17 protein-coding genes are annotated in these 14,850 nt (G+C 72.2%); 7 read left to right on the forward strand and 10 right to left on the reverse strand.

Annotation, left to right across the window (positions count from 1 at the left end; translation table 11 throughout):
- Positions 1–144: 144 nt before the first annotated feature.
- Positions 145–900 carry a peptidase inhibitor family I36 protein gene (locus ACPT94_RS37240; RefSeq protein ID WP_360339313.1) on the reverse strand — a complete coding sequence of 252 codons (756 nt, stop codon included), beginning with the start codon at positions 898–900 and terminating at the stop codon, positions 145–147.
- A 273-nt stretch (positions 901–1,173) separates the two neighbouring features.
- Here ACPT94_RS37240 and ACPT94_RS37245 point away from each other — a divergent pair, with 273 nt between their 5' ends.
- Positions 1,174–1,530 (forward strand): carboxymuconolactone decarboxylase family protein, encoded by a 357-nt coding sequence (locus ACPT94_RS37245; RefSeq protein ID WP_360339316.1) that lies wholly within the window; start codon positions 1,174–1,176, stop codon positions 1,528–1,530.
- Positions 1,531–1,635: 105 nt separating this feature from the next.
- Here ACPT94_RS37245 and ACPT94_RS37250 read toward each other — a convergent pair whose 3' ends face one another.
- Positions 1,636–2,541, reverse strand: a complete 906-nt coding sequence (locus tag ACPT94_RS37250; RefSeq protein ID WP_360339319.1) for an aldo/keto reductase — start codon at positions 2,539–2,541, stop codon at positions 1,636–1,638.
- A 28-nt stretch (positions 2,542–2,569) separates the two neighbouring features.
- Complete coding sequence (locus ACPT94_RS37255; protein ID WP_360339322.1) at positions 2,570–3,460, reverse strand: glycoside hydrolase family 19 protein; 891 nt, start codon at positions 3,458–3,460, stop codon at positions 2,570–2,572.
- A 432-nt stretch (positions 3,461–3,892) separates the two neighbouring features.
- Here ACPT94_RS37255 and ACPT94_RS37260 point away from each other — a divergent pair, with 432 nt between their 5' ends.
- A complete protein-coding gene (locus ACPT94_RS37260; RefSeq protein ID WP_425247197.1) occupies positions 3,893–4,930 on the forward strand; it encodes an acyl-CoA dehydrogenase family protein in 1,038 nt (345 codons plus the stop codon).
- Between the two features lie 10 nt (positions 4,931–4,940).
- Here the strand turns inward: ACPT94_RS37260 and ACPT94_RS37265 are convergent, their stop codons facing one another.
- From ACPT94_RS37265 to ACPT94_RS37280, 4 genes are all read right to left on the reverse strand, one after another.
- Positions 4,941–6,080 carry an LLM class flavin-dependent oxidoreductase gene (locus ACPT94_RS37265; protein ID WP_425247198.1) on the reverse strand — a complete coding sequence of 380 codons (1,140 nt, stop codon included), beginning with the start codon at positions 6,078–6,080 and terminating at the stop codon, positions 4,941–4,943.
- 110 nt (positions 6,081–6,190) lie between these two features.
- Positions 6,191–6,745, reverse strand: coding sequence for an NADPH-dependent FMN reductase (gene ssuE, locus ACPT94_RS37270; RefSeq protein WP_360339331.1), 555 nt, complete (start codon positions 6,743–6,745; stop codon positions 6,191–6,193).
- A 227-nt stretch (positions 6,746–6,972) separates the two neighbouring features.
- Positions 6,973–7,056 (reverse strand): putative leader peptide, encoded by an 84-nt coding sequence (locus tag ACPT94_RS37275; protein ID WP_360339492.1) that lies wholly within the window; start codon positions 7,054–7,056, stop codon positions 6,973–6,975.
- A gap of 426 nt (positions 7,057–7,482) precedes the next feature.
- The gene (locus tag ACPT94_RS37280; protein WP_489686596.1) at positions 7,483–7,650 is read right to left on the reverse strand and encodes a hypothetical protein; all 168 of its coding nucleotides are present in this window, start codon (positions 7,648–7,650) and stop codon (positions 7,483–7,485) included.
- 141 nt (positions 7,651–7,791) lie between these two features.
- Here ACPT94_RS37280 and ACPT94_RS37285 point away from each other — a divergent pair, with 141 nt between their 5' ends.
- The gene (locus ACPT94_RS37285; RefSeq protein ID WP_360339334.1) at positions 7,792–9,156 is read left to right on the forward strand and encodes a cryptochrome/photolyase family protein; all 1,365 of its coding nucleotides are present in this window, start codon (positions 7,792–7,794) and stop codon (positions 9,154–9,156) included.
- Here the strand turns inward: ACPT94_RS37285 and ACPT94_RS37290 are convergent.
- Together ACPT94_RS37290 and ACPT94_RS37295 are read right to left on the reverse strand one after the other, a co-directional pair.
- Entirely contained in the window at positions 9,087–9,950 is an 864-nt protein-coding gene (locus ACPT94_RS37290) for an SGNH/GDSL hydrolase family protein (RefSeq protein ID WP_360339337.1), read from the reverse strand. The genes ACPT94_RS37285 and ACPT94_RS37290 overlap by 70 nt on opposite strands.
- A 104-nt stretch (positions 9,951–10,054) precedes the next feature.
- Positions 10,055–10,969: a LysR family transcriptional regulator gene (locus ACPT94_RS37295; RefSeq protein ID WP_425247199.1), complete on the reverse strand. Its 915-nt coding sequence runs from the start codon at positions 10,967–10,969 to the stop codon at positions 10,055–10,057.
- Positions 10,970–11,124: 155 nt separating this feature from the next.
- Here ACPT94_RS37295 and ACPT94_RS37300 point away from each other — a divergent pair, with 155 nt between their 5' ends.
- The 4 genes from ACPT94_RS37300 (at position 11,125) to ACPT94_RS37315 (ending at position 13,592) form a co-directional block, all read left to right on the forward strand.
- Entirely contained in the window at positions 11,125–11,820 is a 696-nt protein-coding gene (locus ACPT94_RS37300) for a type 1 glutamine amidotransferase domain-containing protein (RefSeq protein WP_360339343.1), read from the forward strand.
- 158 nt (positions 11,821–11,978) lie between these two features.
- Entirely contained in the window at positions 11,979–12,419 is a 441-nt protein-coding gene (locus ACPT94_RS37305; RefSeq protein WP_360339346.1) for an SPW repeat protein, read from the forward strand.
- A gap of 256 nt (positions 12,420–12,675) precedes the next feature.
- Positions 12,676–13,242 (forward strand): nucleoside/nucleotide kinase family protein, encoded by a 567-nt coding sequence (locus ACPT94_RS37310; protein WP_360339349.1) that lies wholly within the window; start codon positions 12,676–12,678, stop codon positions 13,240–13,242.
- 86 nt (positions 13,243–13,328) lie between these two features.
- Positions 13,329–13,592, forward strand: coding sequence for a GlsB/YeaQ/YmgE family stress response membrane protein (locus ACPT94_RS37315; RefSeq protein ID WP_360339352.1), 264 nt, complete (start codon positions 13,329–13,331; stop codon positions 13,590–13,592).
- Between the two features lie 19 nt (positions 13,593–13,611).
- Here the strand turns inward: ACPT94_RS37315 and ACPT94_RS37320 are convergent, their stop codons facing one another.
- Positions 13,612–14,388 carry a GNAT family N-acetyltransferase gene (locus ACPT94_RS37320; RefSeq protein WP_360339355.1) on the reverse strand — a complete coding sequence of 259 codons (777 nt, stop codon included), beginning with the start codon at positions 14,386–14,388 and terminating at the stop codon, positions 13,612–13,614.
- Between the last annotated feature and the right edge of the window lie 462 nt (positions 14,389–14,850).

The raw sequence follows: 14,850 nt of genomic DNA on the forward strand, positions 1-14,850 counted from the left end.
CCGACTGGGTCAGCGCCAGGGTCATGAGGGCGACGGGCACGGCCGCGAAACGGCACACGCGGCGCGCACGACCGGTGGCGGCGGTGGTGACCAGGGTGTGCGTGGTGCGCTCGGTGCGCGATGTCGTCGATGTCTTCGCCATGGTCAGCACTTCGATTCCGAGTCGGCGAGCTTGTGTGAGCTGATGTACGACCGGAAGAGCCTCGGAAGGGTGGTCTCCTCGCCGGGCAGCACGACGTAGGCCCGGAAGGCCGAGCCGCCGCTCCCGAAGGTCCCGGTGTAACCGGGATCGGGGTAGAAGCAGGCGACCTTGTCCGATCGGTTCGAGACGGAGACGACCAGGTTGTCCCAGGTGCTGGAGTAGTCCTTGTTGCCCAGCACGCCGTTGCCGAGGTCGTCGGTCTGCACGGTCACGCCGGCGGCCCCGCGCCCGCTGGGGCCCTTGAAGATACATACGCGCGTGGCCGTGCAGCGCTCGAAGCCGGTGCGACAACCCGACTTCGACTTGGCGAACTTGTGCGAGGCCGGGGTCACCGTCGAGAAGTCCGCCCCGGGCGTGGCGTCGTCGGGCTGTTCGGGCTTGACGGCCTGTATCCCGGCACCGCCGTAGTTGGGATCGTCGTACAGGCAGCCCCAGAGGCCGGTGCGATTACGGACGGACACGAAGGTCTTGCCCTGCAGATCGGGATCGGCGGCGTAGTCGAGCTCGGTGCCGGGCGAGAACGCGACCATGTCGCCGTTCCCGCCGGCCTGGGTGTACAGGCAGAACTTGTTCTCCGGACAGTCCGCGTACGCCGCCTGGGCCGACCCGGTCTGAAGCCACACGAGAGATGCGGCAAGGATCGCCACCGCCAGCCCCACCAGGGACAGGCGACCGAAACTTTGTTTGACCATGCTCATGATCGGGACTTTATAGGGCTCCCGAGGTGCTGATCAGCCGAAGCCGCCGTCAGCCCAGGGGGGTGGGCCGTCTGACGGTCCGGCGCCAACTCATAGGCCGGTCATAGGGGTTCGAGACAGATCAAAGACTCCTCGGCGCACCCCGATGTCCCGATGTGCGTGAGCCCGAGGACGCTTCTACGGTTGAAGGGCAAGCCGCCGACACGTGAGGTACTCCCGTGCTCCGCGGGTGGGGCGTGTCGGCTCCACGCAGCACAGCGAGGCGGTTCGGACATGCCCACCACGTCAGACGCTCCCGTTCTCGACACGCTCGCCGCCATGACAGTCGACTCGCTCGAGCGCTGCGGACTGGACGAGCGCACGCTCATCCTCACCCGTATCGCCGCGCTCGTGGCCATGGACGCACCGGCGATCTCCTACCTCGCCCACGTCGATCCCGCCCTCAAGGCCAGCCTGACGACGGAGCAGGTGCAGGACGTTCTCGTCGCGATCGCCCCCGTCGTCGGCACGGCACGCGTCATGGCTGCCGCCGGTCACATAGCCCAGGCACTCGGCTTCGCCGTCGCGCTGGCCGAGACCGAGGCCGAGGCCATCTCGAGGGCGGAAGCCCGCAGCCGGGACAAGTCCTGAGCGACGCACCGGAAGCCCGCAGCCGGGACAAGTCCTGAGCGACGCGCCGGGAGTCCGAAGGCGGCGGCCGGTCATCGCGGACCGGAGGCAGGCCGGCCCGCCGTTTCAGCTCGCCTTCCTCCGCGCTCCGTCGAGCCGCCGTACCTCTTCGTCCGTGAGGTGCAGCCCACCCGCAGCCACGTTCTCCACGAGGTGGTCGGGGTTGCCGGTGCCGGGGATGGCCAGGACGTGTGGGCCCTGGGACAGGGTCCAGGCGAGTCTGACCTGGGCGGGGCTCGCGTTGTGGGCGTGGGCCACGGCGAGGAGTTCGTCGTCGTGGGCGGTCGTCGCGCCGTGTGCGCCCGCCTCGCCGGCGATGGCGAAGAACGGCACGAAGGCGATGCCCTGTTCGCCGCACAGGCGCAGGAGTTCCTCGGTCGCGGGCGGGCGGTCGCCGAGGCCGTAGCGGTTCTGGACACTCACCACGGGGGCGACGTCCTGGGCCTCGGCCAGGTGGCGGGGCTCGACGTCGGAGAGGCCGAGGTGGCGGATCAGGCCGGCCTCGCGGAGGTCGGCGAGGGCGCCGAAGTGCTCGGCGATCGAGTCCTGGCGCATGCGGCGCAGGTAGACGAGGTCGAGGTGGTCGCGGCCGAGCTGGCGCAGGTTCTCCTCGACGTGGCCGCGCAGGTCCTCCGGCCGGGCCGAGGTGCCCCACTCCCCCGCGTAGTCGCGGAACGGGCCGACCTTGGTGGCGATGAGGAGGTCGTCCGGGTAGGGGGACAGCGCGCTGTTGATGAGTTCGTTGGCGGAGCGGAGGGAGGAGAAGTAGAAGGCGGCCGTGTCGATGTGGTTCACGCCGAGGTCGATCGCCTTGCGCAGGACGGTGATCGAGCGATCGCGGTCGCTCGGTGTCCCGAAGTGGAAGGCGGCGCTGCCCGTCAGCCGCATCGCGCCGAAGCCGATGCGGTGGACGGGCAGGTCTCCGACGGTCCAGGTGCCCGCGGCGTCCGCGGAGATCGTTTCGGAGGTCATCGACGGAGTCTCGCACACCGACGCGGCGTCAGCAGTAAAGACTTCCTCCGGGCGCCACACCGAGGATCTGCGTGAACTGCTGGTACTTGGTGACGCGGCTCTGCACCTGCGCGGGGTTCTTGCCGTCGCACTCCAGGGAGCCGTTGACGGAGCGGATCGTCTGACCGAAGCCCGCGCCGCTCACCATGGCGTGGTGCGGGGTCATGGTGCCGGGACCGGACTGGGTGTTCCAGTACCACAGGGCGGTCTTCCAGGCCACGGCGGCGTCGTTCTGCACCAGCCACGGATTGTTGAGCAGGTCGATGCCGAGCGCGTCGCCCGCGGCCTTGTAGTTGAAGTTCCAGCTGAGCTGGATGGGGCCGCGTCCGTAGTAGGCCGCCTGACCGGCCGGGCAGCCGTAGGGCCGGCTCCCGTCGCAGTAGTGCGGGTAGTTGGCGGTGTTCTGCTCGACGACGTGCACCAGTCCGCCGGTCTCGTGGCTGACGTTGGCGAGGAAGGCGGCCGCCTCCTGCTTCCTGGTCGTGTCACCGCCAGTGGTGGTGAAGCCGGGGTAGGCACTCAGCGCGGCGGTGAGGCCGCGGTAGGTGTAGAAGCCGTTCCGGTTCGGGAACATCTGGTTGAACTGGGCCTCGGTGACCACGAAGTCGCCGGCGGGCGTCCCGGGGCCGCTGTCGCACGCGTACGGCTCCCAGTACCAGGTGCTGATGGTCGGGTCGTAACCGGGGTTGTCGTGCTCGGCGATGTACGCCTTGCCGTCCGTGTAGCGGACGATGTCACCGGCGCGGTACGCCTTGCCGGCCACCCAGTTCGGGTAGCTCGAGCACGCGGCGGCGGACGCGTGCGTGGCCGGCAGCAGGACCGGCGCCGCGCCGGCGAGCACGAGGGCGGTCAGGACAGCGGAGATGCGGCGTCTCGACACGGGATCAACTCCTTCGCGGAGCACGGCCGCTCGCCGACGAGGGCAGGGCGGAGCAGAGCCCTGTGCGCACATGCCGCGAGCCGGTGGGACCGGCCACGGCGTGGAGGGCGGCCGTGGTGGGGGGTGTGGAGCACACTCAACCGCTTTGGTCTGTACCAGTCAAGGGTGTAGACCAGTCAACGGTCCGTGTCCGCAGTCGGCCTGATGGTGCGTCAGTCGGAGTTGGGGCCCCCGCGACGACTCGTCCGGCGGCTCGGCGAGCGAAGCGGTCGGTGCGGGAGGCGCTGAGTGGTCGGTCCCGGGGGGGCCGAGTGGTCGGTCCGGGAGGCGCTGAGTGGTCAGTCCGGGAGGCGCTGAGCGTGTGACCTGTCGAGGCTTCCTCGGCGTGTGGGGTCGCGTCCGCCGGGGTGCCGATCCGTGAGAATCATGCGCATGACCGCACCGGACCATCCGCTCGTCGCCCGCGCCCGCCTCCTGGCGGACGACCTTCTCGCTCCCCATGCCGAACAGGTCGACCAGGGAGAGGTCCCCGCGAGCCATCTCACCGAGATCAGACGCTCGGGGCTGCTGGGGCTGAACGCGCCGAAGGAGTACGGCGGGTCGGCGGCCCCTGCCTCGGTGGTGCGCGAGACGGCGGAGATCCTGGCCGGGGCCTGCTGCTCGACCTGGTTCGTGCAGACCCAGCACCACACGCCGGTGCTGACGCTGGCGAAGAACGAGAGCGCCGCACGCGACCGTCTGCTGGGCCCGCTGGCACGGGGTGAGCTGCTCTCCGGGGTGGCCTACGCCCACTTGCGGGCACACCCCCGCACCCCCGTCCGGGTCACCCCGGAACGGGGCGGCTGGCGCTTTCACGGAACGGTCCCCTGGTACACGGGGTGGGGCCTGAACGACGTCATGCTCCTCGCCGGGGTGACCGACACGGACGAGGCCCTCTTCGCCTTCACCGAGGCCCGGGAGCAGCCGGGCCTGCGCGCGTCGGAGCCGATGCGCCTGGCGGCCCTGACCGCGGCCCGCACGGTCACCCTGGAGCTGGACGGCCTGTGGCTCCCCGAGGAGGCGGTGGCCCTGCGGACACCGTACGAGCGGTGGGCGGCGACGGACCGCCCGAAGACGGTGGCCGCCGGTCCGGCGGTGTTCGGTGTCGCGGCGGCGGCGCTGGCCCTGCTGGACGACGAGACGGCGGCACCCCTGCGCACCCGACTGACCGAGGTCCGGCGCGCGGCCTATGCCCTGGCCGACCACCCGAAGCCGCACGAGCACCTGGAACAGAGACTGGCCCTCAGGACACAGGCGTACGAACTCCTCCGGGCGGCGACCACGGCGGCGGTGGTGGCGGGCGGCGGCCGCTCGATGCTGCTGACGAGCACGGCCCAACGCCTGGCGAGAGAGGCCCTTTTCCTCCTGGTCCAGGGCCAGACGCAGGAGTCACGCACGGCGCATCTCACAGCGCTGGCCGGGTGGACGTGAGCCCACCTTCTCAGCTCGCGAACGGCACCCGCACGGACGTCGGCCGGTCCCCCGCCGGATGCTTCCACAGCCCTGCTTCGGCCAGCCGCGGCAGCACTCCCTCTCCGAACCAGTACGCCTCCTCCAGATGGGGGTATCCGGACAGCACGAACTCCTCTATGCCCAGCGCCGCGTACTCCTTGATCCGTTCGGCCACCTCCTCATGGCTGCCCACCAGCGCCGTTCCCGCGCCTCCGCGCACGAGCCCGATTCCGGCCCAGAGGTTGGGATGTATCTCCAGCGCGTCCCGGCTTCCCCCGTGCAGGGCGAGCATCCGCTGCTGTCCCTCGGACTCACTGCGCGACAGACCGGCCTGCACGAACCTGACGGTCTGCGGGTCGAAGCCGTCCAGCAGCCGGTTCGCCTCCGCCCACGCTGCTGCGGAGGTGTCCCGGGCGATGACGTGCAGCCGGATGCCGAACCGCAGTGTCCGCCCCTTCTTCGCGGCGAGCCCTCTGATCCAGTCGATCTTCTCGGCGACCTGGGCGGGCGGCTCGCCCCAGGTGAGGTAGACGTCGACGTGCCGGGCGGCGACCTCGCCGGCAATCGGCGAGGACCCCCCGAAGTAGACCTCGGGGACGGGGTCCGGCACCCGCGCCAGCTGCGCGTCCTCGACCCGGAGGTGCTCGCCGGCGAGGTCGACGGTCCTGCCCTCCCACAGTCCCCGCACGATCTCCAGGAATTCACCGGTCCGGCGGTACCGGTCGTCCTTGTCGAGGAAGTCGCCGTACGCCCGCTGCTCGTGGCTCTCGCCGCCGGTGACGACGTTCAGCAGGAGCCGTCCCCCGGTCTGCCGCTGGAAGGTGGCGGCCATCTGCGCGGCGAGCGTCGGCGAGACGAAGCCGGGGCGGAAGGCGACCAGGAACTTCAGGCGCTCGGTGTTCTGGCTGACCATCGCGGTCGTCAGCCACGCGTCCTCGCACCAGGCGCCGGTCGGGGTGAGCGCGCCCACGAAGCCGAGATCCTCAGCGGCGCGGGCGATCTGGCTCAGGTACGCCACCGTGGGGGGCCGGTCCCGTCCCGAGGCGGTGGCGGGGGTGCCGTGGCCGCCGCCGACGACATGGCGGCTGTCGCCGTTGGTGGGCAGGAACCAGTGGAAGACGAGGGACACGTGCGGTCTCCGATCAGGAATGTCCGTCTGTCGGCGGGGTGTTCGGCTGCGGCGGGCCGGGGCGAGGAGGCCGGATGTCGTCGGCGCTCCACTGCGCGGTCACCGCCGCCTCAGCTCGCCGCGGCCAGGTACGGCGTACGCCCCAGGGCCGTGGAGAACTGGTCGAGGACCTGGGCGAGGGCCTCGGTGGCGGCCGGGGCGACCGTGATCGAGCCGTCCTCGTGGGAGGTGATGTCCTGGTCGAGGGTGAACCAGCCCTGCACGATGTGGGCCGCCCCCATGGAGGTGAGGACCGGCCGCAGCGCGTAGTCGATGGCGAGGACGTGGGCGACGGAACCGCCGGTGGCGAGCGGCAGCACGGTCTTCCCGGTGAGCGCGTACTGCGGCAGCAGGTCGAGGAGCGCCTTCAGGACACCGGAGTACGACGCCTTGTAGACGGGGGTGCCCACGACGACACCGTCGGCGCGCGCGAACAGTTCGGTGGCCTCGACGATCGCGGGGTGGCGGAAGTCCGCGCCGAGCAGGGCCTCGGCCGGGACGGTGCGCACGTCGAGCGGGATCACCTCGTGGCCCTGGGCGATCAGCCGCTGGTCGAGGTGGCGCAGCAGCCGGCCGGTGCGGGAGGAGGCGGAGGGGCTGCCGGATACGGACAGGACGGTGGCCATGGGTCCTCTTTGTTTCGGAAGGGGGACGCGGTGTGGTGAGGGGCGAATTCCACGGGCGCTGCCGGCATGCGGAACTCCGGGTGCGGAATTTCTTTCGGGCATGCCGAATTCAGGGCGTGTTAATGCGCGGCGCATTCAGGCGTGTGAGAGGGAAACAGAGCGCACGACCGCCCGGGCACGGGAGCGGTTGAGGTGCGGGAGAGAGAGTGCGGCGGATCGGGAAGGGATCAGGCCGCGGCGCAACAGGAGGCGCTGGAGACGCGCGCGAGGTCGACGTGGCGTCGCCGCGTGAGATCCAGTCGCGTGTTCATGCCGTCGATCGTGGCAGCCGCCGGTCGGGACAGTCAAGGAAAAACCGACCGGTCTCGTATCGCGGACCATTGGATTTCACGTAGGTGTGGCAGGTAAACGCTTGAACCGGCGGGGAATGCGGCCGCATTTTTCCGGCGCGCCGAGAGCGGAACGGCCGGAATGCAGCGCGGCGGTGACTGGTCGTGGAGGGACCCGGGGCGACGGTTCTGCCGGACATCGGCGTGGTAGGGGAACTCCTTGGAGCGGCGCGGCGCGCTCGCCTGCCGGTTGATCAGCGGGGCGACGACGCGGTGCTTCTGATGCCGCGTCGGCGCCGGGCGCGCTCCGTCCCGCGGGCCGCGCGGGATCCGCACGAGGTGTCCGTACGGACGGTGCGGGCGCCGGGCGGGGTCGGCCGCTGAGCGGGGACCGTCGGCCCCGGTGTGTCACTCGTCGTCGCCCGTCGGCACCACTACGAGGAACGCGTCGGACTTCAGATCCATGACCACGGTCGCGGGCTGGCCCTCGGCCCGCCGCCGCGCCGCGTACTCCTCCGCCGGCCACGATCCGCGCGGAGCTCCCGCAGGAAAGCGCTCCAACACCTTCGCGCCCATAGCCGCAGACACCTCCTGTTCGAGACGGACAGTTCCTTCCTTCGCTGTGCGTTTTCCCGGGATCCGCGCGAGCATGTTCACGTCCACCCGAGCGGTCCCACTCGGTGGTCGCCGCCGATCACGTCACCGGGAGTGGGCGTCATGAGCGTCTCGGTCGTCCTGTTCACGTCGGACCTGCGTCTGCACGACCATCCGCCGCTGCGGGCGGCACTCGACAGCGCTCACGAGGTGGTCCCGCTGTTCGTGCGTGACCGGGCGGTGGAGAGCGCCGGGTTCGCCGTCCCCAACCGGCTGGCGTTCCTCGCGGACTGTCTGCGGGACCTCGACGCCGGGCTGCGTGAGCGGGGCGGGCGGCTCGTCGTGCGCTCGGGTGACGTGGTCGAGGAGGTGGGCCGGGTGGCCCGCGAGGCGGATGCCGGCGAGGTGCACCTGGCGGCCGACGTGAGCGGATACGCGCAGCGCCGTGCGGAAGGGCTGCTGCGGGCCCTGGCGGCACAGGGCGTGCGCCTGCACGTCCACGAGGCGGTGACCGCCGCCGTCGCGCCGGGCACGGTGCGCCCGGCCGCCTCGGACCACTTCGCCGTCTTCACGCCGTACTTCCGCCACTGGTCGCGCCGGCGGCTGCGGGACGCCCTCGGCGCACCCCGCAGTGTGCGGGTCCCGGGCGGCGTCGCCTCGGCCGGACTCCCCTCGCACCGGGGCGTGTCGCCGGGGCTGGCGCCGGGCGGCGAGACGGAGGGCCGCAGACGGCTGACCGCCTGGCTGCGCGGTGGGATCGCCGGCTACGCGGACCGGCACGACGATCTGGCCGGCGACGCGACCTCCCGGCTCTCGCCGCACCTGCACTTCGGCACGCTCTCCCCCGTCGAACTCGTGAACCGGGCGCGCGCTGCGGGCGGCCCGGGCGCCGAGGCCTTCGTACGGCAGCTCGCCTGGCGCGACTTCCACCGCCAGGTGCTGGCGGCCCGCCCGGACGCCGCCGACGCCGACTACCGCACCCGGCACGACCGTTGGCGTACGGAGGACACGGCACGGGAGGAGGTGGAGGCGTGGCGGGAGGGCCGTACGGGCTACCCGGTGGTGGACGCGGCGATGCGGCAACTGCGCCACGAGGGCTGGATGCACAACCGGGGCCGGCTGCTGACCGCGAGCTTCCTCGCCAAGACGCTGTACGTCGACTGGCGGGTCGGCGCCCGGTACTTCCTGGAGCTGCTGGTCGATGGGGACGTGGCCAACAACCAGCTCAACTGGCAGTGGGTGGCGGGAACGGGCACCGACACCCGGCCGAACCGGGTCCTCAACCCGGTCGCCCAGGCGAAGCGGTACGACCCGGACGGCGCGTATGTGCGGCGCTGGGTGCCCGAACTGGCCGGGATCGAGGGCCCGTTGGTGCACGAGCCGTGGAAGTGGGAGGGCAGGGGCCGGGCGGCGATCGACTATCCGGAGCCGGTCGTCGACCTGTCGGAGGGGCTCGCCCGGTTCCGGCGGGCGCGCGGGCGCGTCTGATCGCCCCCGTCGTACACGGGCTGCAGCGTCGGCCGTTTCGCCGTCCGGCCGTCCCCCGAGGAGCGTCCGCGCAGGCGTCTGCCGAGCCAGGGTCCCAGGAAGGCGGCGGCCCAGCGGAGTTCGCCGAGGCCGGCACGCCATCCGGTCGCGGTGGGGTGGTCCGGGGCGGGCAGCGGACGGGTCCAGGAGTCGTCGCTGCCGGGCAGGTCGAGGGCGTGCGCGACGGCGGCGGCGATGCGTGCGTGGCCGAGCGGCGAGGCGTGCAGCCGGTCGGGGCTCCACAGGCGCGGGTCGGTGACCACGGCGTGCCCGGCGGTCTCGGCGACGACGACGCCGTGCCGGTCGGCCGCCGCACGGATGCGGGCGTTCAGGGCGACGACGCGGGGGGCGAGGGGCCGGGCGAGGGGGGTGAGGCGGCCGACGTCCGGAAAGGTCAGGGTGGCGACGCGGGCGCCCTGCGCGCTGAGCGCGGCGAACGCGGCCTCCAGGTGGCCGGCGACCTCGTCCGCGTCGAAGCGGGGACGCAGCAGGTCGTTGACCCCGGCGACCACGGTGGCCAGGTCGGGACGGAGCGCGAGCGCGGGCGCCAGTTGCTCGGCGCGCACCTGCCCGGCCAGCCGCCCGCGGACGGCCAGGTTGGCGTACCGCAGGCCGGAGTCGTGGCGGGCGAGGTGCTCGGCGAGGCGATCGGCCCAGCCGCGCAGGCCGATGGCGTCGTCGCCGTCCCCGAGCCCCTCGGTCTGGCTGTCGCCGAGGGCCACGTAGCGCTCGTAGCGGGTCTCCGTGCCGGGCATGAACAGCCCCCTCCTCCATCGGCTGCCGTCACCCTACTCGCTTTGTTGACTATTCAGATAGGCGCATAGCCGAAGAAGGTCTCCCCACGGCCGGAGGACGTCTCTCACCAGGTGCGGCCCGCGCTCAGCAGGAGGTCGCGGACCCGGGTGACGTCCGGATGGGTGACGACGCCGGGGCGTTGGACGAGGAAGCCCGTGTTGAGGGGCGGGTCGTCCGGTTCATGGAGGGGGACGAGGGCTCCCGAGGCGAGTTCGCCGAGGCAGAGGTAGCGGGGCAGCACGGTGAAGCCCGCGCCCGCGACCACCGCCGCAAGGACACCGCGCAGGTCGGGCACGGTCACCGCGGCGGGAGTCGACAGCCGCCGCCCGAAGACGTGCCGCCAGTAGCGACGGGCGATCGGCAGGTCCTCCGCGTACGTGATCAGCGGCACGGAGTGGAGCATCGCGGGCAGGTCGGCGGCCGCCCGGTCGCCGAGCCGTTCGGCCCACACCGGGGCGGCGACCAGGACGAACTCCTCGTCCGTCAGGGGCGTCGAGGTCAGGGCGCGGCCGCGCGGGCGGGTCGTGGCGATGACCAGGTCGTGCCGTCCGGCGCGCAGCTCCTCGAGCAGAGGTTCGGTCAGGCCGGTGGCCACCCGGAGCCGGACGCCCTCGGCCACCAGGGGCGCCAGGGCGGGCAGCACGCGGGTGCAGAGCAGCTCGGCGGGCCCGGCGAGGTGTACGGGGTCGGCGCGGCCGGACGCCGCCGGGTCCGGGCCGGCCACCGTGGCGAGCTCGTCGAGGGGTGCGGCGATGCGGGCGGCCAGTTCGTCGGCGACGGGGGTGGGGGCGACGCCGCGCGGGAGGCGCTCGAACAGCTCCCGTCCGGCCTGCCGCTCCAGCGTGCGCATCTGCGTCGTCACCGTCGGCTGCGACAGCCCGAGCAGTTGCGCCGCGCCGGTGAAGGAGCCCGAGCGGTACACCGCGAGGAACGTCCTCAGCAGGTTCAGGTCCAGGTGATGGGTGTGCTCCACCGGCATCAGTATTCCCGGCGTCCCATCAACATTCCAATGCCCGGCATTGGATTCCCCATTGGATACCTATGGCTGGGCACCCTAAGTTCGAGGGAGCAACACCGACACGCCGACGCCCGGCATGCGGAACGTCGGGCACGACACCTCAGGAGACCCACACCATGGCCAAGATCCTCTTTGTGATGACCGGCGCCGACCACTGGACGCTCAAGGACGGCACCCGCCACGCCACCGGCTTCTGGGCCGAGGAGGCCGTCGCCCCGTACGAGGCCTTCCGGGCGGCCGGTCACGAGATCGTCGTCGCGACACCGGGCGGTGTCGTCCCGCCGGTGGACAAGGGCAGCCTCGCCCCCGAGGCCAACGGCGGGCAGGAGGGCGCTGACCGGGTCGCCGCCGGGCTCGCGGCGATGACGGAGCTGGAGCGCCCGATCCGCCTGGAGGACGTGGACCTCGGCGACTACGCGGCCGTCTTCTACCCGGGCGGACACGGCCCGATGGAGGACCTGGCCGTCGACGCCGCCTCCGGCCGGCTCCTGACCGAGGCGCTCGGCTCCGGCAAGCCGCTCGGTGTCGTCTGCCACGGCCCCGCCGCCCTGCTCGCCGCGGTGCGGGAGGACGGCTCCAACGCCTTCGCGGGCTACCGGGTCGCCGCCTTCACCAACGCCGAGGAGCTCCAGGCCGGTCTCGGCGAGAAGGCCAGGTGGCTGCTGCAGGACCGGCTGACCGAGGCGGGGGTCGACGTCCGGGTCGGCGAACCCTGGGCTCCGCACGTGGTCGCGGACCGCAACCTGGTCACCGGCCAGAACCCGGCCTCATCCGCGCCGCTCGCCGCCGAACTGCTGAAGAAGCTCGGCTGACCCGGGGGCCGTCCACCCGGCGCTCCGTACTCGCAGGTATCCCGCCATCCCCTCTGACCTCTACACATAAAGGCCAAATAAGCGCAGAATGAACCTGCGCGGCGCTTACCGCACACCGCACCAGACGCGGTCGGCCAGCAAGTCAAAGGAGACGAGTCATGGCCAACGTCTCGCCCACCAGAGGCGACATGTCGACTCACCCCGATGTTTCCGAGATGGGGGCACGGTACGCCCGCATGCTCGGGGGTCGTGATGTGGCGCTCGTCGACGGACCGGTGTTCCTCCTCGGTCTGTACTGCGCCGTATCCCCGTGGATCCTCCACTACACCGCCAGCCAGCCCGCGCTCGTGACCCACAACCTGATCGTCGGTACAGCGATCGGCCTGCTGGCACTCGGGTTCACGGCGGCTCCGGCGCGCATGTACGGCCTCAGCTGGGCCATGTGCGCGCTGGGCATCTGGATGATCATCGCCCCGTGGGTCGTCGGTGACAACCCGGACGCCGGTGTCGTCGTGAACAACATCGTCATCGGCGCCCTGGCCTTGATCCTGGGGCTGATGTGCGCCGGTACGGCCGCGAGGAGCGTCCCGAAGTCCTGACCCTTTCAAGATCGGGAAGACGGCCCGGCCGGCCCGCACCACAGCGGACCGGCCGGGCCGCGTCGCGCCTCGGCCGTCGGCGTCGCCGCGGACGACCGCCCGCTCCCCCGCCGCGGACCGCCGCCCACTCCCCCGCCGTGGGCGAACTCGTCCTCGTGCCGCGCCGTCACCTGCCCTGATCCGCCCGGCCGTCGGCAGGGTCAGCGCCGACGAAAAGCGCTGGCTCGGCGCAGCCGTCGTCTGCCAGCCTGACCGCATGACTCACTCCGAGGCCCTGCTCATCGGCGGGCGCGCCGGCGTCGGCAAGACCACGGTGGGCTGGGAGGTCTCGGCCGTGCTGCGGGCGGCCGCCGTGCCGCACGCCGTCATCGACGGCGACTTCATGGGGCAGGTCCACCCCGCGCCGCAGGGCGACCCCAGCCGGGCCACGGTCGCGGAGCGCAACCTCACGGCCGTGTGGGGCAACTACGCCGACCTCGGCTACCGGCGTCTTGTCTACACCAACACCGTCTGCGTGCTCGACGAGTTGGGTGACTCCTTCCGCCGCGCTCTCGGCAACGACGTACGTCTCGTGCGGGTGTTGCTCACGGCCACCGACGCGACGGCGGAACGGCGGCTCACCGGGCGGGAGTTGGGGTCGGAGTTCGACAGCGAGCTGGCCAACGGCGTCCGCAAGGCGCGGATGCTCGACGAGCGGGCGCCCATGGACGCGGTACGCGTCGCGACCGACGGGCGTACGGTGCCCGACATCGCCGCTGAGGTGCTGGCCGCCACCGGATGGATCACCTCTCGGAACGCACCCGTCCCGCCCGGTCCGGGCTGACGGCACGGCATCAACCGGAACGGACTGTCCCGGCGTCCGGCGGGCAGATGCAGAGCATCGGGGGTCCCGGCGAAGAGGGGCGGAAGATGGAGATCGACGGCATCATCAGTGCCATTTTCATCGGCATCGTCATCGGTGTGCTCGGCCGGCTCGTCGTCCCCGGGCGCCAGCGCATCGGCGTCCTGTGGACGATCGCCGTAGGCATCGTGGCCGCACTGATCGGTTCGGCGCTCGCCGCGGGGATCGGCGTGGCCGACACCAAGGGCGTGGACTGGGTCGAGTGGCTGATCCAGATCGGCCTGGCCGCACTCGGTGTGGCCGCCCTGGACCGGGCCAAGGCGCGACGCTGACGTAACCGGGCAGCGGCCCTTACGGCACGTACACGTACGGCGTCGTCGTGCTCAGGGCCGCGAAGCCGAGCCGTTCCAGGATGGGGCGGCTCTGGTCGGAGGCGTCGACCTGGAGGTAGCGGTAGCCGCGGTCGGCGGCGGCACGGGCGCGGTGGGCGACCAGGGCGCGGTAGATGCCGCGGCCGCGCCAGCCCTCGACGGTGCCGCCGCCCCACAGCCCGGCGAACCGTGTCCCGGGCACCAGCTCCATCCGCGCCGAGCTCACCGGTTTGTCCCCGGCGAGCGCGACGACGGCGACGACCGTGTCCGGGTCGGCGGTGAGGCGGGCGAGCATGTGGTGACGCAGCCGGGCGGCGTCGGCGCCGAAGGCCTTCTCGTGCACGTCGGCCACCAGGTCGACGCCGGCCCGGTCGGTGACGGGGACGATACGCACACCGCCGGGGAGGTCGACGTCGAACAGCAGCTCACGGGTCTCGCCGATCATCAGCGTCTCCTCCGGCTCGGGCGTGAACCCGGCCGCCAGGAGCCGCTTGCCGAGATCGGCCGGACGGTCGTGCCCGTACAGTTTCCACTCGAACTCCCGGCCCAGCCCGGTGAAGTACGCGACCTGCTCGGCGATCTCCGTGTCGGCGTCCCCCGCGTCGAGCGAGGACCAGACGATGCCGTTCCAGCCTTGCGCGGAGGCGACCTGCCGGACCACGCTCCCGGTGCGTTCGACGCGGGCGTCGGGGCCGTCGGGGCGTGCGCCCTCGCGCATGTCCCGGTCGTACAGGGCGAGTACCGTGGCGTGATCCATGCGCCCACTCCAACATCCCGGCGGGCGCGTCTCAACGGAATTACGGACCAGGCGCTGCCTCGGACCGCCCGCTGATCGCCTCGTCCTGAGGCGGTCGCCCTCCCCCGGCGCCCCTCCCTGTCGTCCGGGGGACGGCACGGGGCCGACGAGGACCGCGGCCGGGTGACGTCGGGCGACCACACCCCCGCCGTCCCGGGCGGGAGTCGATCCGCCGACCGACGGACCGACTCCCGCCCGCGGAGCGGGCCGCGGCCACGGTGTGCGCGTCCGGCGAGCACTGCCCGAGGTGGGCGCCCGCCCATGCCCAGGGGCGCGGGCCGCCTCATGTACGTCGCCCCTACGCCGCCCGACTCCTCAGTGGCCGGGCGAGTCGGGCGTACCGGCTGCACCGGTGCACACGTCGCCCGTCCAGGAGATCGCGCCCGGGGTGACCGACGGAGGGGCGGGTCCCCGAACCGGCGG

The organism is Streptomyces aurantiaciflavus (assembly GCF_049808595.1).
In the GTDB taxonomy this organism is placed as follows: Bacteria; Actinomycetota; Actinomycetes; order Streptomycetales; family Streptomycetaceae; genus Streptomyces.